The organism is Streptomyces deserti (assembly GCF_054782695.1).
This window is the reverse complement of the sequence record NZ_BAAGRZ010000033.1, coordinates 15,129-38,832: the sequence shown is the minus strand read 5'-3', so window position 1 is coordinate 38,832 and position 23,704 is coordinate 15,129. Positions and strand designations below refer to the sequence as shown.

Annotated in this window: 14 protein-coding genes and 4 pseudogenes; 14 read left to right on the top strand and 4 right to left on the bottom strand. The window is 68.7% G+C overall.

Annotated features, from left to right (window positions below):
* Positions 1 to 3 precede the first annotated feature (3 nt).
* Together ACYVMZ_RS33750 and ACYVMZ_RS33745 are read right to left on the bottom strand one after the other, a co-directional pair.
* A pseudogene (locus ACYVMZ_RS33750) lies at positions 4 to 865 on the bottom strand (DNA polymerase III subunit alpha); the annotation flags it as partial.
* 219 nt (positions 866 to 1,084) lie between these two features.
* Positions 1,085 to 1,288 (bottom strand): hypothetical protein, encoded by a 204-nt coding sequence (locus tag ACYVMZ_RS33745; protein ID WP_461086554.1) that lies wholly within the window; start codon positions 1,286 to 1,288, stop codon positions 1,085 to 1,087.
* 270 nt (positions 1,289 to 1,558) lie between these two features.
* Between ACYVMZ_RS33745 and ACYVMZ_RS33740 the strand changes: the two are divergent.
* The 3 genes and pseudogenes from ACYVMZ_RS33740 to ACYVMZ_RS33730 all read left to right on the top strand — a co-directional run.
* Positions 1,559 to 2,364: pseudogene (locus ACYVMZ_RS33740) on the top strand (DUF2252 family protein); the annotation flags it as partial.
* A gap of 558 nt (positions 2,365 to 2,922) precedes the next feature.
* Positions 2,923 to 3,765: a hypothetical protein gene (locus tag ACYVMZ_RS33735; protein ID WP_461086552.1), complete on the top strand. Its 843-nt coding sequence runs from the start codon at positions 2,923 to 2,925 to the stop codon at positions 3,763 to 3,765.
* 167 nt (positions 3,766 to 3,932) lie between these two features.
* Positions 3,933 to 4,106, top strand: a complete 174-nt coding sequence (locus ACYVMZ_RS33730) for a hypothetical protein (RefSeq protein WP_249956631.1) — start codon at positions 3,933 to 3,935, stop codon at positions 4,104 to 4,106.
* 115 nt (positions 4,107 to 4,221) lie between these two features.
* Here the strand turns inward: ACYVMZ_RS33730 and ACYVMZ_RS33725 are convergent.
* Positions 4,222 to 5,625 (bottom strand): annotated as a pseudogene (locus ACYVMZ_RS33725) (helicase associated domain-containing protein); the annotation flags it as partial.
* Between the two features lie 1,293 nt (positions 5,626 to 6,918).
* On the opposite strand from ACYVMZ_RS33725, the gene ACYVMZ_RS33720 reads away from it, so the two are divergent.
* From ACYVMZ_RS33720 to ACYVMZ_RS33705, 4 genes and pseudogenes are all read left to right on the top strand, one after another.
* Positions 6,919 to 8,397 carry a zinc-ribbon domain-containing protein gene (locus ACYVMZ_RS33720; RefSeq protein WP_461086550.1) on the top strand — a complete coding sequence of 493 codons (1,479 nt, stop codon included), beginning with the start codon at positions 6,919 to 6,921 and terminating at the stop codon, positions 8,395 to 8,397.
* A gap of 362 nt (positions 8,398 to 8,759) precedes the next feature.
* Entirely contained in the window at positions 8,760 to 9,059 is a 300-nt protein-coding gene (locus tag ACYVMZ_RS33715; RefSeq protein WP_461086548.1) for a transposase, read from the top strand.
* Positions 9,056 to 9,664 (top strand): annotated as a pseudogene (locus ACYVMZ_RS33710) (IS3 family transposase); the annotation flags it as partial. The gene ACYVMZ_RS33715 and the pseudogene ACYVMZ_RS33710, both read left to right, overlap by 4 nt.
* Complete coding sequence (locus tag ACYVMZ_RS33705) at positions 9,601 to 9,927, top strand: transposase (protein ID WP_461086605.1); 327 nt, start codon at positions 9,601 to 9,603, stop codon at positions 9,925 to 9,927. The pseudogene ACYVMZ_RS33710 and the gene ACYVMZ_RS33705, both read left to right, overlap by 64 nt.
* Before the next feature lie 578 nt (positions 9,928 to 10,505).
* Here the strand turns inward: ACYVMZ_RS33705 and ACYVMZ_RS33700 are convergent.
* Positions 10,506 to 12,587: an outer membrane protein assembly factor BamB family protein gene (locus ACYVMZ_RS33700; RefSeq protein ID WP_461086546.1), complete on the bottom strand. Its 2,082-nt coding sequence runs from the start codon at positions 12,585 to 12,587 to the stop codon at positions 10,506 to 10,508.
* Between the two features lie 369 nt (positions 12,588 to 12,956).
* Here ACYVMZ_RS33700 and ACYVMZ_RS33695 point away from each other — a divergent pair, with 369 nt between their 5' ends.
* From ACYVMZ_RS33695 to cas6e, 7 genes are all read left to right on the top strand, one after another.
* Positions 12,957 to 13,970: a hypothetical protein gene (locus ACYVMZ_RS33695; RefSeq protein ID WP_461086544.1), complete on the top strand. Its 1,014-nt coding sequence runs from the start codon at positions 12,957 to 12,959 to the stop codon at positions 13,968 to 13,970.
* Positions 13,971 to 15,186: 1,216 nt separating this feature from the next.
* On the top strand, positions 15,187 to 18,048 hold the full coding sequence (gene cas3, locus ACYVMZ_RS33690) for a CRISPR-associated helicase Cas3' (RefSeq protein WP_461086542.1): 2,862 nt from the start codon (positions 15,187 to 15,189) through the stop codon (positions 18,046 to 18,048).
* 640 nt (positions 18,049 to 18,688) lie between these two features.
* Positions 18,689 to 20,284 carry a type I-E CRISPR-associated protein Cse1/CasA gene (gene casA, locus ACYVMZ_RS33685; protein ID WP_461086540.1) on the top strand — a complete coding sequence of 532 codons (1,596 nt, stop codon included), beginning with the start codon at positions 18,689 to 18,691 and terminating at the stop codon, positions 20,282 to 20,284.
* Positions 20,285 to 20,347: 63 nt separating this feature from the next.
* The gene (locus ACYVMZ_RS33680) at positions 20,348 to 21,007 is read left to right on the top strand and encodes a type I-E CRISPR-associated protein Cse2/CasB (RefSeq protein WP_461086538.1); all 660 of its coding nucleotides are present in this window, start codon (positions 20,348 to 20,350) and stop codon (positions 21,005 to 21,007) included.
* A gap of 1 nt (position 21,008) precedes the next feature.
* On the top strand, positions 21,009 to 22,199 hold the full coding sequence (gene cas7e / locus ACYVMZ_RS33675) for a type I-E CRISPR-associated protein Cas7/Cse4/CasC (RefSeq protein WP_461086536.1): 1,191 nt from the start codon (positions 21,009 to 21,011) through the stop codon (positions 22,197 to 22,199).
* Positions 22,196 to 22,987 (top strand): type I-E CRISPR-associated protein Cas5/CasD, encoded by a 792-nt coding sequence (cas5e, locus tag ACYVMZ_RS33670; protein ID WP_461086534.1) that lies wholly within the window; start codon positions 22,196 to 22,198, stop codon positions 22,985 to 22,987. Before cas7e ends, cas5e begins: the two co-directional genes overlap by 4 nt.
* Positions 22,984 to 23,694 (top strand): type I-E CRISPR-associated protein Cas6/Cse3/CasE, encoded by a 711-nt coding sequence (gene cas6e, locus ACYVMZ_RS33665; protein ID WP_461086532.1) that lies wholly within the window; start codon positions 22,984 to 22,986, stop codon positions 23,692 to 23,694. Before cas5e ends, cas6e begins: the two co-directional genes overlap by 4 nt.
* Positions 23,695 to 23,704: the final 10 nt, after the last annotated feature.

Below are 23,704 nucleotides of genomic sequence, written 5' to 3'. Positions count from 1 at the left end.
TGTCCGCCGTCTCGGCTTGATGGGGCTCTTGGCCTTGATGAGGCCGTAGGTGCCGATCATGGCGACCTTGTCGGCGCCGTACTTCTCGGTCACGTACCGGATCACCTCGACGCGCCTGCGCTCGTCGAAGTCGATGTCGACGTCGGGCATCGAGATGCGCTCGGGGTTGAGGAACCGCTCGAAGATCAGGCCGTGCGGGATCGGGTCGAGGTCGGTGATGCCGAGGGCGTAGGCGACGATCGAGCCGGCGGCGGAACCGCGGCCGGGGCCGACGGCGATGCCCTGGGTCTTGGCCCACATGATGAAGTCGGCGACGACGAGGAAGTAGCCCGGGAACCCCATCTGGATGATGATGTCCATCTCGTACTCGGCCTGCTTCTGGCGGTCGTCGGGGGTGCCGCCCGGGAAGCGGCGGTCCATGCCGCGGCGGACCTCCTCCTGGAACCAGGTGATCTCGGTGTAGCCGTCGGGGATGTCGAACATCGGCATCCGGTCGCGCTTCTGGAGCATGCCGTCCATGTCGAAGCGCAGCCCTTTCTCCCGGGCGTCCGAGGAGTCGATGGCGTACATCTCGTCCGTGGACTTCAGGTAGTAGCCGGTGCCGTCGAACTTGAAGCGGTCCGGGTCGGAGAGGTTCTTGCCGGTCTGGATGCACAGCAGCGTGTCGTGGGCGGTCGCCTCACTCGCATGCGCGTAGTGCGAGTCGTTGGTGACCAGCGGGGGGGATGCCGAGCTCCTTGCCGATCTCCAGGAGGCCCTGGCGGACGCGGCGCTCGATCTCGATGCCGTGGTCCATCAACTCCAGGAAGTAGCGGTCCCTGCCGAGGATGTCCTGGTAGCCGGCGGCGGTCTTCGGCGCCTCGTCGTTCCAGACGGGATATGCCGTGCCGCCCTGTCCACGGGCCTGACCTGTGGTGGTCGGGGCGTGGACAGAGCGGAGGGGTGGTGGTGATCCTGCTGGAAAGGGCCGTTGTCAGTGCCTGGTCCTACTGTGACAACGACAGGGAGGAGCAGGTGATGGCGGCAGAGATCTTCCGTACCGGCAGGGTGTGCCCGGGTGCCCCGGCAGGCGCCCGGGCGGTAGTCATCGCCGGATGTGCACGGTGATCTGCAAGCCGCCGGCAGTGGCTCCTACGGCGGCGACAGTGGCGGCGGCCGTGCCGTTGCCGGTCAGGGCGAGGACGAGGACGGTGGCGAGGGTCGCCAGCGTCGTCAGGACGGGCAGCCACGGGTAGAACCGGGCTGCGGAGGACTCCGTACCCGTTCGGGTACGGTCAAGGGACGTCACGGTTTCTGTACTCCTTCGACGGATCGGGAGCCCGACGTCAGGCGATGGGGAGACCCTCTTTCGCGAAGCGGCTTTGGACGGCATGGCTTCGCAGGGTCTCCCTTCGTCGTCTGAAGGGCCTTCGGCATTCAGACTCTAAGCCTCGGCACTGACACTCGCGGGGCCCACTCGCGTACCTTCAGGCGCTGCCAGTTCGTGTCTCGCAGTTGGCACGCGGAAGCCGTCGGTTAGCCAGGACGGGATGCGTGCATCGTTTCGAACCTGGGGATCGTGGTCGGTTCCGCAGCTCAACTCAACGACGAGCACCGGGGCGAGGAGATCCTCGCTGTCTTCGACACCGCCTTCGGCCAGTTCCTCGCTGCCGACCCGGCCGCGTGAAGTTCCGGAAGATGGCGGCCTCGGCCTTCGCGTTCTACCTGGGTACAGGTCCGTACCTGAACGAGCGGACCTCGCGCGTGTGGATCCACAGCGATCTGCACGCGGAGAACTTCGGCACGTACATGGACGCCGCCGGCCGCCTGATCTTCAACGTGAACGACTTCGACGAGGCGTACGTCGGGCCCTTCACCTGGGACCTCAAGCGCTTCTCCGCCTCGATCATCCTCATCGGATACGCGAAGGCGCTCAGCGGCGAGTAGATCACCGAGCTGGTGGAGGTGTACGCGGGTGCGTACCGCGACCGGATCCACGCCCTGGCCGCCGGCGCCAAGAGCGACGAGGTGCCGCCTTTCACCCTGGACACGGCCCAGGGCCCGCTGTTGGACGCGTTGCGTGGCGCGCCCGCTCGCTGACCCGCTTCGGGCTGCTCGACTCGATGACGGAGACCCGTGACTTCGAGCGCCGCTTCGCGCCGGGCAGTGGTTCCATCGAGCTGGACGCAGCCACCCGCTACAAGGTCCTCGCGGCCTTCGACGGCTATCTGGAGACGATGCCGGAGACCTTGCTGGCCCGCCCCGACTCCTACCGCGTGAAGGACGCCGCCGGCCGCCGCGGCATCCCCATCGGCTCGGACCGGGCTGCCGTCGTACAACATCTTCCTCGAGGGCCACAGCGACGCCCCTGAGAACAACGTGGTGAGCTCGTCGATCATCTCGATCAGCTCCTTCTGGCACGTCTCGTCGCCCTTGTCGCGCAGGACGTACTTCATGCCGATGACGACGCCGGCCGTTGAGGACGGTCGGTCCACGCGAGGACGCCGGGCATTGCATCGTCACGGTGCCAGCCGGTTTTATGCCCAGCACGCACGCACGCGACGACCACGGCCACGACGACGGCTGCGACGGTGCCAGCAGTTCTCCGCCACCCGCCACCTCAGCGGACTCCTTGATGTCGTAGGCGGTATGGGCCTCTCGTAGGTGACCTGGCTTGGAGGGGCGCGACGACGCCCGATCAAGGCCGCTGGAAAAGCGAAGTGGTCGGCGGCACGCGCTGTGCCGCCGAGCGGAGCACCCCGGCACGTGCAGTCCGACGAGCTAAAACGTCTCCGTCTCAGATTGGTTCTCCCAGTTGTCCTCACAGGTGTTCTCTCACCTTGATCTCTCAACTTGGTTCTCTCATGTACCCGCTGGCGCGTCCGACTTCAGTGGGGCTGAAATGTTTGATTCAGACCGAGCGTTCCATCTAACTTCGAGGGCATGAAGACGACACCGCCCGCCAAGCAGGACATGCAGACGATCAAGGCATCCGGCCGGGACGACCGGACCGCGATCCTCAAGCGGTCGATCCGTGCCAACGTGCCCTTGCGTAAGACGTTCGTGCAGGCGCCGAGGGGCTCGGCGACCCGGCACGGACCGCTCAGCGAGTTCGTGACCGGCCGGGACCTGCGGGCCCTCAAGGCGTACCTGATGATCGTGGCGGCCTGCAGCAGCGGAACCGACGGCTGGTCCACCCGGCACGACAGCGCGGTGTGGGCCCGACTCATGGACATCCACGAGACCGCGAGCGACCAGTCCGCCCGGACCGGCGCTTGGCGCGCCCTGCAGCGGCTCCAGAAGCGCAAGCTCATCACCTGCACGCGAGCCGGCGTCCTCATCACCGTGACCCTGCTGCGCGAGGACGGCAGCGGTGACGCGTACCACCGGCCTCGCGGCGACTCCGAAGAGGACCTCTATCTCCAGATCCCGGCCACCTTCTGGACCAAGCGCTACGACGAGCAGGTTGACCTGCCCGCGCTCGCCCTCCTCCTCGTCGTCCTGCGGGAGAAGAACTGGTCCAGGTTCCCCTCGGACAAGGCCCCCGACTGGTACGGCTGGTCCGCCGACACCCACGAGCGCGGGCTGAAGAAGCTGCTCGACCTCGGCCTCATCGAGCGACGGGAGCACTACACCAAAGCCCCGCTGACGCCGAGCGGTTACACCATGACCTACCAGTACCAGCGCGCCCCGATCATGCGAGCGCGCAAGAACAGGAAGCAGACCGCTTCCCCCGCCCCCTCATCTTCCAGGGCGAACAAGAAGGCGGCAGCCATCGGCACCTAGGCCAGGGAATGCGCTGTCCGTCCATCCGGGCGCACCTCGGTCCGTCCACGTCGTGGAACCGGTGCCAGAAACCCGACCCCGGCTGCAGAGCGTGCGACGCCAAAACTCCAGAACCAGACTCCTGACACCCCTGCGGGGCGTCCGAACCTCCCCAGGGGGAACTCTTCATGTCCACGCTTGTCCTGTTGGTCGGCCTGCTCCTCGGGCTGGTCGGCCTGATGCTGTTCGGCGGTCTCGTCTACCTCGTACACCGCCACCCCACCTGGGCCGTGCCGATCGGCGTCGGCCTGGCAGGGCTGACGCTCATGGGCACCATGATCACCGCGATTGCCGCCCGATGACCGGGCGTCGTGTGTGGTCGGGGCACCGGGGAGCCCCGACCACACACGAAACCCCAGTCGGTACGCGCCGAGCTCTGGCGGCAGGTGATGTCATCACTCCACATTCCGAATCCCGTTACGCCGCCCACTTGATACCCAGCTTCCGCAGCGCGTCCAGCTGGTCCGCTGTGAGCTTGTCCCGCCTCGCGCGTGTGTTCGTTACCCACACGCCGAGCTTGACGGTCACCGGCTCTGTCTCGCCGTTGACCACGATCTGTTCGCTGTGGCCGCGCGGGACGGGCCGGTGGGCGCCTTCCCGTTCAACCCATTGCGCGAGGGCCGCCAGGCCGCGCTGGAAGGCGTGCTGCGCCTTGCCGGGGCTCTTCGTCGCCTGCGTGGCCGCCGGGGCCGGAGATGGCGCCTCAGCGGGCTTGATGCCCAGCTGGGACAGCCGCTCCTGCTGTTCGGTCGACAGCTGCGCCCAAGCGCCCGGCTGGGTCTGCCGCTGAAGCCACCGCCCGATGTCATCACCGTCCATCAGCACGCCGGGTGCGATGTCGGGCAGGTGGCCGTCGGCGTCGACCAGGTCGGCGAGGACGCGGTAGTGCCGCTGCCAGTCCAGTGGCCAGCAGCAGTTCCAGTCCGGGTCAATGGCCGCCAGCTGCTTTGCGCGCTCCGCTGCCCGCTGCGGGTCCTTGCCGAGGCCGCCCTTCCGGCGCAGGTTGGCCATGTGCTGCCCGACCGGGACCAGCTCACCTTCAGCGTCTCCCCACACAGCGTCTTGCCTCGGGGCCAGGTGGCCGTGTGCGCGCCGGTATGAGCGCAGCGCCGCCAGCTTGGTCTCCCAGGCTTCCTCGCCGGGTTCCCACACCATCCCGGCTTCGTCGAGCAGCTCTTTGCGGTGGGAGTCGAGTTCGCCGGCGCGGTACGCGCGCCGCTGCTGGTGGGTCCAACGCCCCAGGGGGAAAACGGTGACGCCCAGCTCGGTCTCGGTGTCATACGGAACCGCGTGCAGACCGGTGATGCCGTTCTCTTCCCGCCAGCGCAGCAGGGCCTGGTAGCCCTCCAGCCACACCAGGGACTCCGGCCGGTATACGCGGGTGCGCAGGAACGCGGCGATGGTGCCGGGGTCGCGCGGGCTGGAGAAGTGGAGCAGGGCGGATTCGGCAGCGGCCTGTGTGTCGTCGTGCTCCTGGTCCTCGCCGTTGCTCTCGCCGCCGGCCCCGATGATCCGGCCGTCTTCGTCGCGCTGGACGTGCATCCGCCGCTGCTCACGACCCCGGGACAGGGCGCGCGAGGCGAGCTGTTCGACCAGGTGTTCGTCATGACTGCGCAGGCCCTGGAGCACCGCTACGAGGGGTGCGAAACTGGCGCTGGCCACCATGTCCTTGGGGTCCTCGCCGGGCTGGAGGAAGACCGGCACGATGATCCTGGCTGTCTTCTGGGTGCCGTCCGGGTTCGGCCTGAGCGCGCGGCCGATGTTCTGCACGATCTCCACCTGGGAGCCGCGGGTGTCGGCGAAGCAGATCGCCTCGACTCCTGCGACTTCTCGTTTCGGTGTCACCAGTTGTTCTCATTTGGATGCCTTACGTCTCTACTGGTGAGAGTCCAGAAGTGGTGACGTCTAGTGAGAAGTTTTGGTGACGCGGTGTGAGAATCCCCAGCGTAACGAAACGAGAAGGCCATAGGAGTGGCTATCTGACCTGTTGTTTTGTGCTTTGACCTTGCTAGGTGGGAGCCGTGCGTGATGGCCGAGAAGATCCCCAAAGACCGCCGTTGAGGGCGAATGAGCCCGAGCGCTGTGACCGGGCCTTACTGGTTGCTGTGTCCGTCCGCCGGTCGATCATCAATCACCATCCCGCGGAGCGCCGGGACGAGTTCATGGGTCGGTGACCGAGTGGGAGTACGCAAGCACGGTGCTCCGACGGTTCGTCCGTAGTGAAAGACCCTCACCTGCATGGGGAAGGCTGGGCGTCCGAAATCGAGATCGTCACCGTCGGGGGGACCCCACATACGTGGGGAGGAGAGCATCGCGCGGGCGGTGACGGTGTCGGTGATGGACAGACCCCCACGCGTGTGGGGAAGACTTGGAGCGCTGGGTGAGCTGGCTGTAGTCCCAGGACAGACCCCCACGTGTGTGGGGAAGACCCTTGCTCACCTGCGGTTCTAGAGACCGGTAGGGCATATTTTTTGTTCACGTTACCTGAGCTGGCCGCGCTGGTGGAGCCGCCGCCTGGTGGGGGTTGTCACGGGAGGTTCTGCTTGAACTGCCTGACTATGCGGTGGCCTGGTATTACCAGAAGCGCGGTGATTGTGGTGCGGGAGCGCCTCCTGCGGCCGCTGTGGGGTCGTCCCAGGGCTTGGCCCTCTCGCCGCTGGCGTTGCGGACCCTTTTCGCGCAGGAGCCCCCAGGCGGCAGCTGACGAGTGACGTCGGCAAGGAAGGAGTAATTACGTCACTTCGTGCCGTCGGCACACGCACCTGCGAGAATCAGCACGTGAGTTCCCTACCGCCCCGTAAGACGACACAACTGTGCTCTGAGGCGGACTGCGGGCAGCCGGCCGCGTTCTCTACCCGTACGAAGAGGACCTGGTGTGACGCCCACATCACGGAGATACTGGGTGAGGGCGGCCTGGAACCGCTGGAGCCCTTCACGAAACCGAAGGCGTGGCGTCTGACCCGGTGCCTGGCATGCGGCTGTGAGGCGCACTATCGCTTCGAGTACACCCTGGAAAAGAACGCGTATGGGGAAGCGACGTGCCGGGCCTGTTACTTGCGGCAGTGGGCGCGGGAGGCTCGCCAGGCCATGGGTGCGTACGCGGACCTGAGCCCGGTGCCGCAGGCCGAGGCGCGGGAGCACGCCGAGAAGAACGGATACGACTACCTCAGCGCACTGACCGCGCCCTCTTTCTCCGACGACCCGCACCATGTCCGGTGCCGCTACTGCGGCCGGTTGAGCGCCGCGAGGCTGGGGGACATCGGATTCGGCTGCCAGTGCCAGGTCAACCCTCGGCGTGAGCGGCAGACGACCAAGCCCGCCGGGTCCAAACAGCGTGACCTCCTCAAGAACAGCGAACTGCCCGTCCTCGACTGGTGGGACCACGAGCAGAACGACGCCGCCACTTGGGAGACCGTCACCGTCAAGGCACGGCGGGAGGCGGCCTGGCGTTGCCCCGACTGCGGACTGCGGTTCAGGAAACGGATCCTCGACATGGTCAACATGCGTGAGTGTCCGGAGTGCGCACCGAAGCGACGGGCTGAGTGGGAGGCGGAGCACGCGCGTTATCAGAGGACGCCGGTCGCGGACGTGCCCGAACTGCTTGTGGCCTGGGACGACGAGACGGATCCCCGGACCGTAATGGCCGCGGACTACCGGCACCGTCAGCTCCGTTGCCCGCGAGGGCACCGCTGTCGCCAGTCTCCCCTCACGTATCTACGTAACGGCTGCCCGTCCTGCCGCGGCCAGGACACACGCGCGTCGCGTCTTGAGGCGATCGAGACCGATCCTGAGGCCTTCGGACTCAACGCCGAGATCGCCGCACAGTGGCACCCGACCAAAAACGGCAAGACTCAACTGTCGAAGGTGTCGCCCGGTTCACGCAAGCTCATGTGGTGGCGGAATGAAGACTGCGGCCACGAGTGGCAGGAGACACCGGCCCGTCGGGAACAGGGCCAGCGCCTGCGCTGTCCGGAGTGCCGCACGATCCTCGACTCGCTCGCCTACCACTTCCCCGATCTGGCGGCGGAGTGGTCGCCGGCCAATCCGCTGTCCGCGTGGCAGGTGCGCCCGACCGGCCAGACCTTGTTCACACCTGCCTGGATATGCTCCGCAAATCCAGATCACGCATGGCAGGCCGCCCTATCTTCACGGACTAACGGCAGCGGCTGCCCCGAGTGCCGAGAGCACGGCAAGTCCCGCATCGAGCTTGATCACTGGGCAGCTGCGGAGCGCGCCTTCGGCGGAGCGTCGTCCGGCCAGTCAGTGCGGCACGAGGCATTCGCCCGGCGTGCGAACTGGCTCGTCGACATCACGGTCGAAACGGCAGGGGAGCGGAAGCTCGCCATCGAGTACGACGGCTCCTACTGGCACGTGGACAAGGTTGACCTCGACATCGAAAAGTCCCGTGACCTGCTGGCCGCCGGATACCTGGTGGCCAGGCTACGCGAGTATCCACTGCCACCGCTGTCGATCGACGACCCGAACTACGCGGAGTTCGTCGTGTACTCGGCGATGCCGAAGCCGGACGAGACAATCGGCTGGGTGAGGGACTGGGCAAGCAGGCGGGACGAGGGGTCGGCAGCCCAGCGCTGAGGCCTGTTGTGGTGAGGCGGCCGCCGCGTCTCACCTGCCGGTGGGAATAGGCCGCGGCGGAAGGCACGACAGACTGTCCCGGACCCGAGCTGAAACGGCCCGACGAGTCCCGACCGGGAGCCAGGGTCGGGCTTTTGACACCTGGCCCCTCACGGGCCGCGCTGTGCTCGCCGACCGGTAGCCCCTACGCGTGCAGGGAGAATGCGCCGAGCCGTACGCACGGAGGGGCGAGTCGAGCGACGAATGACGCCCCCTTACGTGCGGACGACCGCATCCCCTACCGTGCCGAAACTGGGCTTGATCCGCTTTGACGGACATCCGAGATCAGGGGCTGCCCCGGGAGGATGTCCATCATGGAGAGCATGGGGAAGAAGAAGCCTCGCCCTCGCCGTTCGTTCACGCCGGAGTTCAAGGCCGAGATCGTCGAGCTGTGCTGGCGCGGTGACCGCTCGGTAGGCCAGATAGCCAAGGACTTCGACCTGACCGAGACAGCGGTGCGGCTGTGGGTCAGCCAGGCCGAGGTCGACGCGGGCGAGCGCGACGGGCTGACCAGTAGTGAACGCGAGGAATTGGCCGCGCTGCGGCGGGAGAACCGCCGGCTGCGGGAGGACGTCGACATCCTCAAGCGGGCCACGGCTTTCTTCGCGAAGGAGACCCGGTGACGGTGCACCCGTTCATCGAGGCGGAGAAGCGAGACGGTCACAACGTCAAGCGGGCGTGTGAACTGCTGCAGGTCTCCCGAGCCGCCTTCTATGCCCGCCGCACCGGCAAGCCCGGTCCGCGGGCGGTCCGTGACGCGGAACTGACCGGGCAGATCACCGAGGTCCACGCCCAGTCGCGTGGCACCTACGGCGCTCCACGCATCCACGCCGTGCTGAAACGCGAGGGTGCTGTCTGCGGACGCCGCCGCATCGCCAGACTGATGCGGGCGGCGGGCCTGGAGGGCCGCTACCGCAGACGACGGCACCTGACCACCGTCCCCGACCCTCGCGCCGCCGCCCGGCCCGACCTCATCTTGCGGCAGTTCGGTCCCGACCCGGCCGATGTCGACACCCGCTGGTGCGGCGACATCACCTACGTCCCGACTGAGGAGGGCTGGCTGTATCTGGCAACGGTCATCGACATCGCCTCCCGCCGGGTGATCGGCTGGGCGACGGCCGATCACCTGCGAACCGATCTGGTCGCCGACGCCCTCACGGCGGCCTGCCGCGGGCGTCGTCCCACCCGTCCGGTGATCTTTCACTCGGATCGTGGCTGTCAGTACACCGTCAACAATTCGCTTCTCTGGCAACGGAGTTCGGTGTCCGCCTGTCCGTCGGCCGCACCGGGCAGTGCTGGGACAACGCGCTCGCCGAGTCGTTCTTCGCCACGATCAAACGGGAGTTGCTCGACACGAGTTCCTGGCCCAGCCGGGCCGCCGCCCGCACCGCGATCTTCGACTTCATCGAGGGCTGGTACAACTTGCACCGACTGCACAGCAGCCTCGGTTACCGCAGCCCCGCCGACTACGAGGCCGCACTGGCGGCCTGACCACCACACCGATGGTGTCCGTCAAAGCGGAACAAGCTCAAACCGTCCGCCAGGAACGACCCCCACGTGCGTGAGGAAGACTGGTCTGCACGTGTTCGGTATCCCAAACCTGGGAGATACCCCCGCGGGTGCGGGGACGATGACCGGGGGGATGTGGTCGAGGAGGATGGAACGACCCCCACGTGCGTGGGGAAGGCTGAGGTCAAGGTCGGGTCAGCACGATCAGCGCGGGCAGACCCCCACGTATGTGGGGAAGACGCGGGTTCACGTCCTGGGTCGTGGGAGCGGGGCTGCACGTGGTCGGCATCCCAGACCTGAGAGAAGCCCCCGTGTGTGGGGGGAGCATCCCAAGACGATCGTTGTCGACCGGGGAAAGGTCGACAGACCCCCACGTGTGTGGGGAAGACACGTTCCACCAGAAGGTGGAGGAGGCCGCCGCGGACTGACCCCCACGCGTGTGGGGAAGACTTCAGTCGGTGGAGGATCGAGACGTCCCTCGCGGACTGACCCCCACGCGTGTGGGGAAGACTCTTGGCGACCTGCGTGTCTGAAGATCAGCGGACCATATTTGACTCACTTTACCTGAGCTGGCGGTGCTGGTTGGGGCAGCTCTGTGGCAGCGGTTGCTGCTGATGGGGTTGCGGAGCATCGAGGCGGATCGCGTGAAGGCTGCCGTTCTTGGTGACGATGTACAGCACGCCGTCCCGCAGCTGCGGGACGCCCTGTGCGGCAGGATCCCAGAACAGGCCCGCATCGATGCCCGGGAGGCGGCGATGGGTCTGCAGATCCCAGCCTTGAAGCCCGCCTGCGCGGCTCACCGCCCAGGCGGTGTGGCCCGCAACGTACGCGGGCGCCTCGAAGGAGGCCGCCGGCCGTGCGGGCGCGTCCCAGGCAACCGCTCCCGTCGCATCGTCCAGTGCGAAGAGTCGGCCCAAGGCCCAGGACGTGATGAGTACTTGCTCGCCCGCCACCACCGGGCGGGCGCGAAGAGCCTTGGCCACCCTGACTGTCCAGCGGTTCTCGCCGGTCAGCGCATTCCACGAGGAGACGTGGCCGTCCTGGTGGGCCAGGTGAAGCGTCTTGGGCGACGCAGTGGGCCTGTCCACGACCGGCGCGGGCAGCTGCTCCCGCCGCAGCAACGCCCCGTTGCGCACGTCGTACGTGCGCAACCATGGCGTTTCTTCTCCCGGTTCGGCGGAGATCACATGGACCCTGTCGGCTCCGGCGAGCCATCGCTGTGCAGAGGCAAGACGGATCGGCTCAGTCCAGCGTTGGCGGCGCTTGTCGATGTCGAGAGCCTGCAGTGCCCACGGCCCGGATGCGCCGCTGCCGGCCCAGGTGACGAACACGGCGTCACCGACGACCCGTGGCGTTTCGAGGAAGCTTGACGCGGCCGGCTCCGGAGGCCAGCTCCACAGGCACCGACCCGAAGCCGTGTCGTACACGTGCAAGACGCCGTGCAGATCAGGCACGTAGAGAGTCCCGCGATCGCACGCCGCCTGCCCCGCCGCGCACCGCTCGATACGGGGGCCGCTCTCCAGACCGGAGCGGATGTCGCGAGGGCGGAGCGTGTTCCCTACCGCCGAAGCGAACACGGTAGTGCCGTCTACCGGAGGCTGATTGGCGTAACCCACCGGCTTCGGCTGCCACAGTCGCTCGCCAGAAGCGGCATCGAAGGCATGCAGGACGTGACCGTCCACGACCAGCAGTGTGCCGTCATGAACGCGCGGTTGGCAGGCACCGGGCCGCAGAAGGCCTTCGCGCGACCACAAGAGACGGGGAAGCTTCGAGGCCGCAGCCCGCCCTCGACGAGGACGCGGTATCGCCGACGCCGCGCTCGGCGTCTCGTCACGGACGAACGGCGCGTCGCGCAGGGCCTGAAGCAAGGATTCCCGGGTCACCGTCGCACCAGCGGGAGCGTAGTCATTCGCGCACTCCCTCAGCCGGGAGAAGAAAGCATCGCCGTCGGCTGTCCCCTGCCGGGCGGCCAGCGGCTGCAGCCGCTCCACCGCCGCAGTCCGGTCGACGGGACGGACCCCCTCCAGACGAAGCTCAAGAACCGACAGATGTGCCAGAAGCCGCCACGCCAGATCATCGGGGGCAACTCCCGAATCAGGAGCACCGCTGCCCACGGCGGCCGCGATCAGGGCCTTAAGGTCTGAGAGCACGCGGTGAGCTGACTTGTTCAGCCGCCCCGGCTCGGACACACGGCTTCGGAACACACCGGCGCTTCCGGCAGCGACCGCAGCTGTCGTCAGAGCCTGCAGTGATGCAGCCCGGGGGAAGGGCGCGGCCACCGCCAGGGCCAGATGCCAGCGGCCTGCGCGCAGATACGCCCACTGCTGCTGCAGAGTGGTTAGGAAAGACTGCATCAGCTCGACCGATGAGGAGTCGCTGATAGCGAGCCGGGGACGGCGGCGCACGGCGATCGACAGGTGGTGCACAGCGCCATTGCCCGCTCGGCCAGTCACGAGGTAGTCGTCCACTGCAGTCACAGCGCGGGCCTGGAAGCGAACCTCGACCGGCGTGACATGGTCTCCCAGACCGGGCACAGGCGTTGCGGTGATGAGATGCGACAGCAGGACGGCGCCGAAGTGATGCTCGAGCACGGTTCCGCCCCCGCCGGTTGCGTAGGGGCTTACGCCTGCTGATGCGTTCATTCCGCACGTGTCCTTCCCGGGTCGTGCCGCGCACTGCGCCGTGCCGCCCGAGGCGGGCGCGATCTCACGTACGGAAGTCTACGAACCGTCCCACCAGTTGATGCCTGAAAGGACCACGGCGCGCAGCGCTGTTGGTGCTGATCGGCAGGGGTGTGTTAATGATGGCCGCTAACGCCGTAGCGGCCATCAGCTGCCGCGCGTCCGTAACCCGCCCGGAGCCTGCCGGTATGGCCCACGGGCCACTATGCACGCCTGCAACCCTTGCTGGACGCTGTCCGTGTATGCGTCCATGCCCCCACCCCGAAGCAGCGCGCGCCCTGATGCCGCCGTTAACCTGCTGGCTGGAGCAGACCCGGGGGAGTGCAGCGAGTGGTGCAGCCTGACGAATTTGAAGTCTGGTACACGACGGAGGACTTCCCTGACACCTTCAACCGGACCGGCCGGATGGTCTTCACTGTCGACGCCCTCGCGCATGCCCTGTTCGTCACGGGCAGAGCACCGCAGGACCAGGCCGTTTACGGCTGGACATCCGTCTACGAGTGGCTTCACCGCGTTGCGCTCATCCCGGCATACATCCGCCGGGCACCCACAGGCCGCCTCACCCGGTCCGACCTCGCACGCGACCTCGACCGCTCGGAGAAAGTGGCACTGTCTTACACGTTGGGGCAGGCCATGACCGGGGTCTTCAGCCAGCAGACGGTCTCGGTGCGGTTCCTGATGCACGTGGACCGGTACGCCGCCCGCTACGGCATCCGGTTCGCCGCCAACACCCGCAAGCGCGCTGACCTCTTCGGGGAGAGACAGACCGGCGGTTGGGTCGTCGCCGAGGCCAAGGGGAGATCCGGGAACATTGATGACGAACTGAAGGAGACGATGCGGGCCCAGAAGCGGACGATCCGATCGATCGGAGGAATGCCCCCGGCCCTGGCGTACGCGTGCGCTGCCCATTTTCCCCAGTACAAGGGAGTGCCGGATCATCTCAAACTGCACGCTGTGGATCCGGAGGAGGCAGAGCTTGAAGCCATCGACCTCCCAGCGGACCGCGACCGTTTCATCCTGGCCTACTATGAGCCCTTCCTGGCAGCGCTCGAGGCGGGGCAGGAGGAACCGGCCCGCGGCGGATACGAGCTTGCCTCTTTCGGCCCGTTCCGGATCAGCGTCGGGGTCCTGGCCCCCGTTGCCCAGCGCGTCAGACGGGCACAGCGAGGCCGCATCGAGCATCTCTACCAAGACGTCGTAGAGCTCCTCGACACGCACCTGGCCGCCGCCAGGCCCGCCCACCAGTTCACGGACGGAACGGTCGTCACGAGCAAGTGGCAGCAAGCACTAGACCAAGATGATTGGAGCACCGAGACGGGCGAGAACTACCCTCAGTGGTGGTGAAACCTGCCCGCCGTCGGCGGGCCGTTGCGCCGCCCGATGGCCAAGGCGGCCACCGCAGCGGCCGGCCCACTACGGCGGTCGTCATCGTGGGAGCGCCCTGACGCGGTCAGCCGTGCGGGCCGTCGTGATGCCGCGCCCAGTCGAGCCGGTGGATGAGCCACGCGGAGACCGACCAGACGCCGTGGCTGCCAGGCAGGTCATTGGCGTTCAGCTCAGCAACGTAGCCGTCGGGCCACTGGAAGCCCTGGCGTCCTCGTGCGGGTGGCGTCGTCCCAGGTTGCCCCGGCCCGTGCCCTGCCTCCCACGTGATCCGCCGTCGGGGTTCGCTCCGGCCTGCGTCACCCATTACCGACCTGCCCGACCGGCAATTCGTCACCATCCGCCACCTCAACTCTGCCGGTCATCGCCGACCTGGAGCGGGCGCTTTGCACGCCCGTGACGCCGGGCGCGGTCAAGGGTTCGACAGACCCTCACGGGTATGGGGAAGACGTCGAGCGGACCTTCGGCAGTATCAACACCCTGGACAGACCCTCACGCACGTGGGGAAGAGACCGCTGGCCCAGGGAAAACTGTTCGACGACGGGAGGCAGACCCCCACGCGTGTGGGGAAAACAGCATGGGCCGGTTCTCGTCCAGGGCGATCCGCGACAGACCCCCATGTATGTGGGGAAGACGCGCGTTCACGTCCTTGGTCGTGGGAGTGGGGCGACGGCCCCCCACGCATGCGGGGAGACTCGCTCCACAGCCCGGCTGGGCGTCCGTACGGGAGGAGAAGCCTGCCGCCACTGCAAAGACTCTCACCACCGACGGCTGACCCCCACGTGTGTGGGGAGCCAAGGCGGGCTGGACCGGGTGTGCGCAATTCAGCGACGAACCTCCACGTACGTGGGGAAGACTCCGCGGGGGACGGCCGGTCTTGGTGCGCGGCAGGGGCAGACCCCCACATGCGTGGGGAATACACCAACGTCTTCTCGTCGCTGACGGCTGCGGCGGGCAGACCCCACGCGTGTGGGGAGGGGAGAAGCCCTGAACAGCTCATGATGACTAGCAGAGGCGCACCCTCACAGAGTGAGGAAACCGGCGAAATCCGAATCGCAGGGTACACCTTCCGGTACCCGGGATGCCCCGCACTGGGAGATGATCACCATGCGGCAGGATAGGCGTAATACCCCTGAGTTCCAGGGTGGGTTGACGCAGAGCGGAGCGGGAGCGTTCGGTGGGGGTGCGGGAGGATGCCCGGCGCGGCGGGATCGATCTGACGCCGTGGGGCAAGTTCGACCGCGGGGCGTGGGCGGTGTATCCGCTGCTGTTTCATCTGCTGGATGTCGCGGCGCTCGCGGGTGTGGTCTGGGACCGGTACCTGACCCGCGGTCAGCGTCGGCTGATTGCCGCCGGGCTGGGGCTCACGCTGGCCGAGGCGCGCTGTCTGGTGATGTTCATCGCCGGCCTGCACGATCTGGGCAAGTTGTCGGCGTTCCAGGAACAGGAGGCGTATCCCTGGGCCCGGGTCAGCGACACCCTGCGCGCGGACATCCGTGACTGGCAGCGTATGCCGCACGAACGGGCGTCCATGCACAGTGTGCTGCACCTGCTGGCCGAGGCCGGCTACCCGGCGGACACTTCCGACAGCCCCGGAGTGCTCGTCGCCCAGATCCTGGGCGGTCACCACGGCCGGTTCCTGCAGGTCGACATCGACGGCGCAGCCAAAGCCTCCCGGGTCAACCTCGCCCTGGGCGGGCCGGCCTGGCAGGATCTGCGCCGCCGCTACTTCGCCCTGCTGCGCCATCTGACCGGCGCCACCGCGGTGCCCTCGGACGTGTCGGTGCCGGCGGCTGTGCTGATCACCGGAATCGGCATCATCGCGGACCGGCTGGCCAGCCAGCGCCACTACTGGCTGCCCAGGGCCCAGGCGCCCGCCTTCGGCGCCGGCGAGCACTTTGCCCAGGCCGTCCGGGACGCCCCCGCTGTGGTCGAGGAGTCCGGGCTGGCCCGCATCACCCTGCCGCAGGTGCCGTTCACCCAGGCCCACGGCGGTCTGGAGCGGCCGAACGCCCTGCAGGCCTCGGTGATCGGGCAACTCACTGCCGCGGTGGGGGAGAAGGGGCCCGGCATCCTGGTGGTCACCGACGCCACCGGCGGCGGAAAGAGCGTCACCGCGCTGGAAGCAGCACGGATCTTCAATGCCTCCGGGGACACGGCCGGCATCCTGTGGCTGCTGCCGACCATGGCCACCACGGATGCCGCCTACGACCTCCTCGAGGCCTATGTCGCGGCCCACCATCCCGAGCACGCCCCGGTCTCCCTGGTCCACAGCCACAGCTACGACAACACCGCCTACACCGACCACCGCCTGGCCGCCCACGAACCCTCCACCAGCGACGCCTACTGGCCCGACAGCGACCACGGCGACGATGACGAGGGCAGGCCGGCTGCGGGGGAGCGGCCCGAAGAACGCGTGACGGTGCCCGACGGCTGGCTGCGCGGCTGGGACAGGGCACTGCTGGCCCAGTTCACCGTCGCCACCCACGACCAAGCCCTCATGGCCGCCCTGCCGGTCCGCTTCAGCGCCCTGCGCATGCTGGCCCTGTGCGGGCGGACCGTCATCGTCGACGAAGTCCACGCCCTGCCCCCGTACATGCGGCAGACACTGTCCCGGCTGCTGCACTGGCTCGGCGCCCTGGGCTGCCCCGTGGTGCTGCTGTCCGCGACCCTGCCCGGCCACATCAGCAGCCAGCTCGTCCGCAGCTATCTCGACGGCGCCGGCCACCCGCACCCCGAAACAGCCCACCTGGACTGCCGACCCCCCTACCCGGGCTGGCTCTACGCCGCCGCCTCGGACGCCTCCCTCACCCGCATCGACCCGGCCGCGGCCGAAGCCCACGCCGACCGCCACCGCCGCCGCGCCGACCTCCGTCTCCACCCGGTGCGCCACCCCTCCTGCACCGACCGCGAAGACACACCCGCCCGGGAGAGCCGCCTGGAGCGGATCGCTCATGAGATCGCCCCCGTCGCCCGCTCGGGCGGCTGCGCGGCGGTGTACTGCGCCACCATGGCCGACGCCCAGACCACCTACACGCATCTGCGTACCGCCCTCGACTGGCCGGACGGCGGCCCTAACGGTCAGTTGCTCCTGCTGCACGCCCGCCTGCCCGGCCACCAACGCGAGGCCCTCACCCGCCGTATCCGCACCGCCCTGGCCTCAGCCGGCGAGCGCCCCGCGCGGCTGGTAGTCGTCACCACCAGTCTGCTGGATATGAGCCTCAATATCGACGTCGACGTCATGGTCAGCGACCTGGCGCCCCTGCACACCCTCCTGCAACGCCTGGGCCGCCTGTGGCGCTTCGACCACATCAAGCGGCCCGACTGGCTGTGCGGCGGTCGCCCCCGCCTGATCGTCCTGGAGCCCACCGACCATCGCGGCCGCACCCTCTTGCCGCCCGCCTGGCGCCCGTTGGACTCCCCGTTCCTGCCGCTCGCCACCGCCGCCTATCTCGCCCGACGGCCCGAGCAGCCGCTCACCCTGCCCGACGACGTGCAGCAGCTCGTGGAAGCCGTACACGGAGACGCCGACGCCCTGGCCCGCACCGATGCCGCCCTGCGCCGCAGCCACACCCTGCACCAGGCCCGCACCCGCACCGAGGAACACCACAGCCTGCTGCACCTGGTCCCGGCCTGGCACGACACCCTCTCGCTGTCCGATCTGCACCGCCAGAACCTGCACCCCCGCGAGGCCGCAACCCGCCTGGGCGCCATGCCCCGCCGCCTCCTGCCCGTCTACCGCATGTCCGGCGGCCGCCTCACTCTGGACGCGGCCGGCACCCGGCCGCTGCCCGAGCACCGCAAACCGACCACCGCCCAGATTCGCACGATCCTCCAGCACACCCTGCCCGTCCCCGCCGCCTGGGTCGCCGGCCGCACAACAGACCACCACATCCCCGCCTCCTGGCGCAGCCACGCCCTCCTCGCCGACCTCGTCCTGCTCCCGCAGGACGCCGGCGATCCCTGCCGGCCGGTGCGCTTTGGCCGGCACCGTCTGCACCTCGACGGCGCCCTGGGACTGGTCCACACTGAAGACTGAACCGCTTCCCGCTTCCCGCCTCACGCCGCCCGCCCGAACTCCCCTCACGGGCATCGCCGTTGCAGGAAGGCCGGACCTTCCTGCCCGGGGCACGCAGCTGCGCGGTGCCAGAAGACAGAAGGCCGCGAATTCTCATCTCAGGCCGCCAGGGCTTCTCATCCGATGCCCCCTGCCGCGGCTGGGAACAGACAGGAATGCCTGACATCTGAGCGAGAACCGGCAGTGACATCGAAATGAGAAGTGACAGCCGTCGCACCGTCGGCACGGATTGAGGAGTGCGGTCCGGAAATGACTTACGTTCAAAAAAGGGGCACCGACCGGTAATTGTTGGCTGGACTATGTGGTTCGGAAGCTGCTCGTCTATGGCTAATATGGAAACGCGGAGCCGGACTGACGTTCGAGTCCGGTCTCGCGCGCCCTGCCTGCTGCGCTGTGTGCACCGCACCCTTGGTGCCCCCGTGGTGCAGGGGCGGCACGTCGGCGTGGCCTGACCCGGCCTGCGCCCGCACCGTCTGCCCCTTCCTTGCCTTTCCTGCCGCCCTGGTGCGCCCCTGGTGCCTTGGCCTGCGGAGAATTCCCGCTCCGGCGCGTGAGTCTTCCCGAAATCCCTCTCTTGTTCGCACCCGGCAATGGATCCTGTGTGTCTTCCCCGCATTTTGAGACCGACAAAGAACCGTGTATTCCCGTCCTCTTCCCGGACGGGCGCCAGGAGGAGTTGGGGTGGCGGGACGTGCTGCTGCGCGCCCACCTCATCAAGGACCTGGCACTTCCCGTGCCGCCGGCGGCATCTGCCGTCTTGCGCCTGCTCGTGGTGATGGCCGCACGAGTCAGCGGCCTGGACGCACGAGGACAGCGACGCTTGACGGCACGTCAGTGGGCTGCCCGGCGACGGCAGTTACTCGCACAACCCGACGGGTTCGACCCCGACGCCGTTCATGCCTACTTCGACACCTACATCTGGGACCTGTTCCACCCGGTGCGGCCGTTCCTGCAAGACCCGAGACTGGCCAGCCAGTGCCCGCAACGCGCCGGCGTCAACAAGCTGGTCTTCGGCCGCCCTGAGGGCAACAACCTTTCCTGGCTCAGCCCGCACTCCGACAGCGACCCGCAGCCGGTGCCCAGCGCCCAGGCGCTGTGGCACATGCTCATCCACCACTACTACGGCGCGGCCGGACAGTGGTCCGTGCGCACCGTAGGCGACCGCTCCCTCAACCGGGCCAAAGCCGGCCCACTGCGCTCGAGTCTGTCCTTCCACCCCCTGGGCCGCACACTGTACGAGACCCTCCTGGCCGGCATCCCCAAGCCCGACCCGTCCTGGCCGGACGCAGTGGACCACTGCCCGTGGGAGGAACCGCTGCCCCACCCCGACCCCGACGACGACGGTGACCCCGTCGAGGGCCCGGACCCCGATGCCGCGCCGCCGCCGGTGTCCTCACCGGGCCGTCTGCTGACCGGCCGCTCGCGTCACGCCGTCCTTCTCATCCCCGCACCGGACGGACGCCACGTGACCGACGCCTACCTGACCTGGGCCACCCAGAAAAAACTCCCGGCCCTCGACCCGTACCTCATCCATCACGTCCATGCGGACGAGCCCGTCACCCGACGCCACCGACCACGCCGCGCGGACGCCGACCGGGCCCTGTGGCGCGACCTGGATGCCCTGCTGCTGGCGGGCGACGAGGACGACCGCAAAGGCACCCAGGCAAAGAGCGGAAAAGGCCGCTACACCGTCCAGCGACCCGACGCCTTCACGACCCTCAACGACCTGCCCCCCGACCTGCGCGCCGCCCTGCGGGTGCGGGTCTACGGATTCGACCAGGACGGCAAGACCACCAACCGCACCTGGTACACAGCCCTGACCCCGCCGATCTGGCCCTGGACGCAGGAATGCGACCCGGCCGCGGCCGAGCGGATCGCCGCATGCCGCAAGGCCGCCGAAGAGATCGGCGCCCACCTCGACCGCCTCTCCCAGGACGCCTGGAAGCAGACCACCAACTCCGGCAGCCCCCGCCACCTGCCGCCCTGGACCCGCAGCGCCCGCACCCTGTACTGGCCCCGCGCCGAGGCCACCTTCTGGAACCTGCTGAACGAACCCGCCCGCAGCGCCCGCGCGGCGTTCGCCGCGGACGCCATCGACGCCCTGCGCACCGCCACCCGCCCGGCGATCGCCCAGCACTTCCGCGCCGCCGAAGCCGTCGCCACCGCCCTGGCCCAGCTGCGCCTGCGCAGCCGCTGATCCTCCCTCACCACATCCCTCTGCCCGCTCTTTCTTGCCGCCTTATCGGAGGCTGCCGCCCCTATGCCCGTCACCACCGCGCAACGTCGCGCCCACTACGACGACTTCGTCCACCAGGTCATCACCTTGTGCGCGGTCAACGGCATCCGCGCCGACCTCAACTCGGGCTTCGGACGGCCCGTCGCAGAGTGCTCCCGGATGCCAGAGCACCTCACCCGGCACATCACTGGCTTCGGAGCACGCCGCGCCCACTACACCGTGGCCTCACTCATCGCCCTGCACCGCGACCTGCCCCACCAAGAAGGCACCTACCAGCCGGAGCAGCCCGCCCCCGGCAAGGACGCCGCCACCACACCGGCCGCGAACACAGCTCCGGCATCCGACCCGTCGGGTCCGGCAGCGGCGGCGAGCACGGCTGAGCGGCCCTGGCGCCGCCGTCCCGATCTCGGCACCCACCTCGCCATCGCCGTGGCCCGCTACGGCTTCAAGGAAGCCACCATGACCAACCGCGTCAAAACCCTCACCCGGCTCGACACCTCGCTGCTGCACCCGAGGCTGTGGACGCTGACCGGCCACCTGAACAGCCGCGGCGCCGCCCGCCTCGACTTCGCCGTCCTGCTGGAAGACCTGGCCTGGTGGGACGACGACCAGCTCGAGATAGCGGCCCGCTGGCGCGAGAACTACTTCCTCACCCTGCACACCCTGACGTCCAAGGAGCAGTGACATGACCGCCTACGCCCCCGCCCGCTACGCCGACTTCCACATCCTGCACCCGCTGCCCGCCTCCCTCCTCAACCGAGGAGAGGACGACCTGCCCAAGACCCTGAACCTGGGCGGCGTGGTCCGCGCCCTGGTGTCCTCGCAGTCCTGGAAGCGGGCCGTGCGCCTGCGCCTGGAGGACGTCCTGGACGAGCACGCCGCCCGCACCCGCATGCTGCCCCTGCGGGTGGCCGACGCCCTGCGCGCGGCCGGCTGGCCCACCGACCTGGCCGCCTTCGCCGGAACCCAGATCGTGCGCTCGGCCACCACGGAAGGCCTCAAGACCGAGGAAAACCAGCGCGGCATCACCTCGGCCACCCTCTACATGCCGCGCGACGTCCTCGACGACCTCACCGACCTGTGCACCGAACACCGCCCGCTCCTCGAAGAAGCCCTCGCCAAGGAAACCGCCGCACAGACCGCCCCGGCCAAGGGACCCCGCAAGAAGCCCAAGGCGGAGGCCGTCCTGCCCACACCCAGGGTTGCTTCCGTGATCCGCCGGCGCACCGCGACCATCAACCTCTTCGGCCGCATGCTCGCAGAGGTGCCCGACGCCCACGTCGACGGCGCCGTGCAGATGGCACCCGCCTTCACCGTCCACCCCAGCTCACCCCAGCCCGACTACTTCACCGCCGTCGAGGACTGGGCAGCCCCGAACGAGGCCGGCAGCGCCCACCTGCAGACCGCGTTCTTCACCACCGGCCTGCTCTACCGCTACGCCACGGTCAACCTCACCGAACTGACCCGCAACCTGAACGGCGACCACGAACAGGCCCTGCACCTGCTGGGCCTGTTCGCCGACGCCTTCATCGACGTCATGCCCGGCGCGAAGAAGACCTCCACCGCCCCGCACACCTACCCCCACCTGGTCCACTACACGATCCGCGACCGCCGCCCCGTCTCCTACGCCGCCGCTTTCGAACAGCCCGTCAAGCACGCGCCCGGCGGCGGCTACACCGCTCCCGCCATCACCGCCCTGTCCGAGCATGCCGGCGCCCTGAACCGGCTGCTGGGCACCCGCCGCCTCGTCGGCTGCGGCTACGCCACCCTGCACCCCGGCCCCGTCGACCACCTCGGCACCGCCCACGCCGGCCTCGACGACCTCATCGACGCCCTCACCAAAAACGCGGCCCTGCCCACCGGGACCCTCGTATGAACGGCATCCTGCTGCGCCTGGCCGCACCGCTGATGTCGTTCGGAGAACACGCCGCCTTCCACTACCGCGACACCCTCCCCTTCCCCTCCCGCTCGGCCCTCATCGGCCTGTTCGCCGCCGCCGACGCACGCCCCCGCAGCGAAGCCCTCGCCCCCGACCCGGCCACCGGCCAAAACCCCTACACCGACCTGACGTTCACCGTCCGCATCGACCGCCCCGGCACCCGGCACACCGACTACCACACCGTCGGCGGCGGCCGCCCGCACCGCCAGGGCCTGCGCACCAGCAGCGGCGCCTACCGCCCCCGCGAGAAGTCCACCCTCATCACCGAACGGGTCTACCTCGCCGACGCCGTCTTCACCCTCGCCGTCCAAGGACCCGACCCGCTCCTGGAACACCTCACTCAGCGGCTCGAACAACCCGCCTTCGGCCCCTACCTCGGCCGGCGCGCCTGCCTCCCCAACGAACCCCTCGTCCTCGGCGGCCCGCACCCCGACCCCATCGGCGAACTCCTCCACCACGTCCCGCTCAGCCTCACCACACCACCGCGCACCGGCCAGGCCACCGTGCCTGTCGCCTTCGTCTGGGAACACCCGCCCTCCCACGTACCCGCCGCGCACAGCGAACGCGAAGTCGCCGACGTCCCCCACGACTTCACTCCCACACGACGCTTCCACAAGACCCGCCGCACCTGGCACACCACCGAAGACCTGCCCACCGCCCTGTACGCCCCACCCCCCGCACTCACCGAACTGACCGCCTACATCCACCAGGACGCCACCCCGTGACCAGCACCCCAACCGACGCCCTCGCCACCACAGCGACACTGACCCGCATCCGCCTCAACCGCCGCAGCCCGGCCGCCCGCCGTGACCTGGCCGACGCCGTCAGCCTGCACAAGAGCGTGATGCTCCTGGCCCCCCACGACCTCGGCGAAAACCCCCGGCAGCAGGCCGGCCTGCTCTTCCGCCTGGAAGACGCCACCGACGACACCCCACCCACCCTGCTCGTCCAGTCCCACCAGCCGCCCGACCTCACCCGCCTGCCCCACCACTACGGCACCGCCGAAACCCGACCCCTGCACCCCATGTTCCAGGCCCTGACCCCCGGCCGAGCGGTGCGCTACCGCATCACCGCCAACGCCAGCGCCGCCCGCCGCGTCCTGGACGACCACCACCCCGTCGACAACAAGCACGGCCGGAAAATCGTTGCGCTCTACGGCGACGACGCCCTCGCCTGGTGGCAGCGCCGCGCCCACCAAGCCGGCCTCACCCTGGCCAGCACCGACATCACCCCTGCCCGCTTCCCCCGCGCACGCCGCCGCGCCGACAAGCCCGGCGAACAAGCCCACTCTCCCGGCCCCATGCACGCACTGACCCGCTTCGACGGCCTGGCCACCATCACCGACCCCGACCAACTCAGCCACGCCCTGCTCACCGGCATCGGCCGCGGCAAGCCCTACGGCGCCGGCTTGCTCACCCTCGCCCCCGCCTGACCCACCCGCG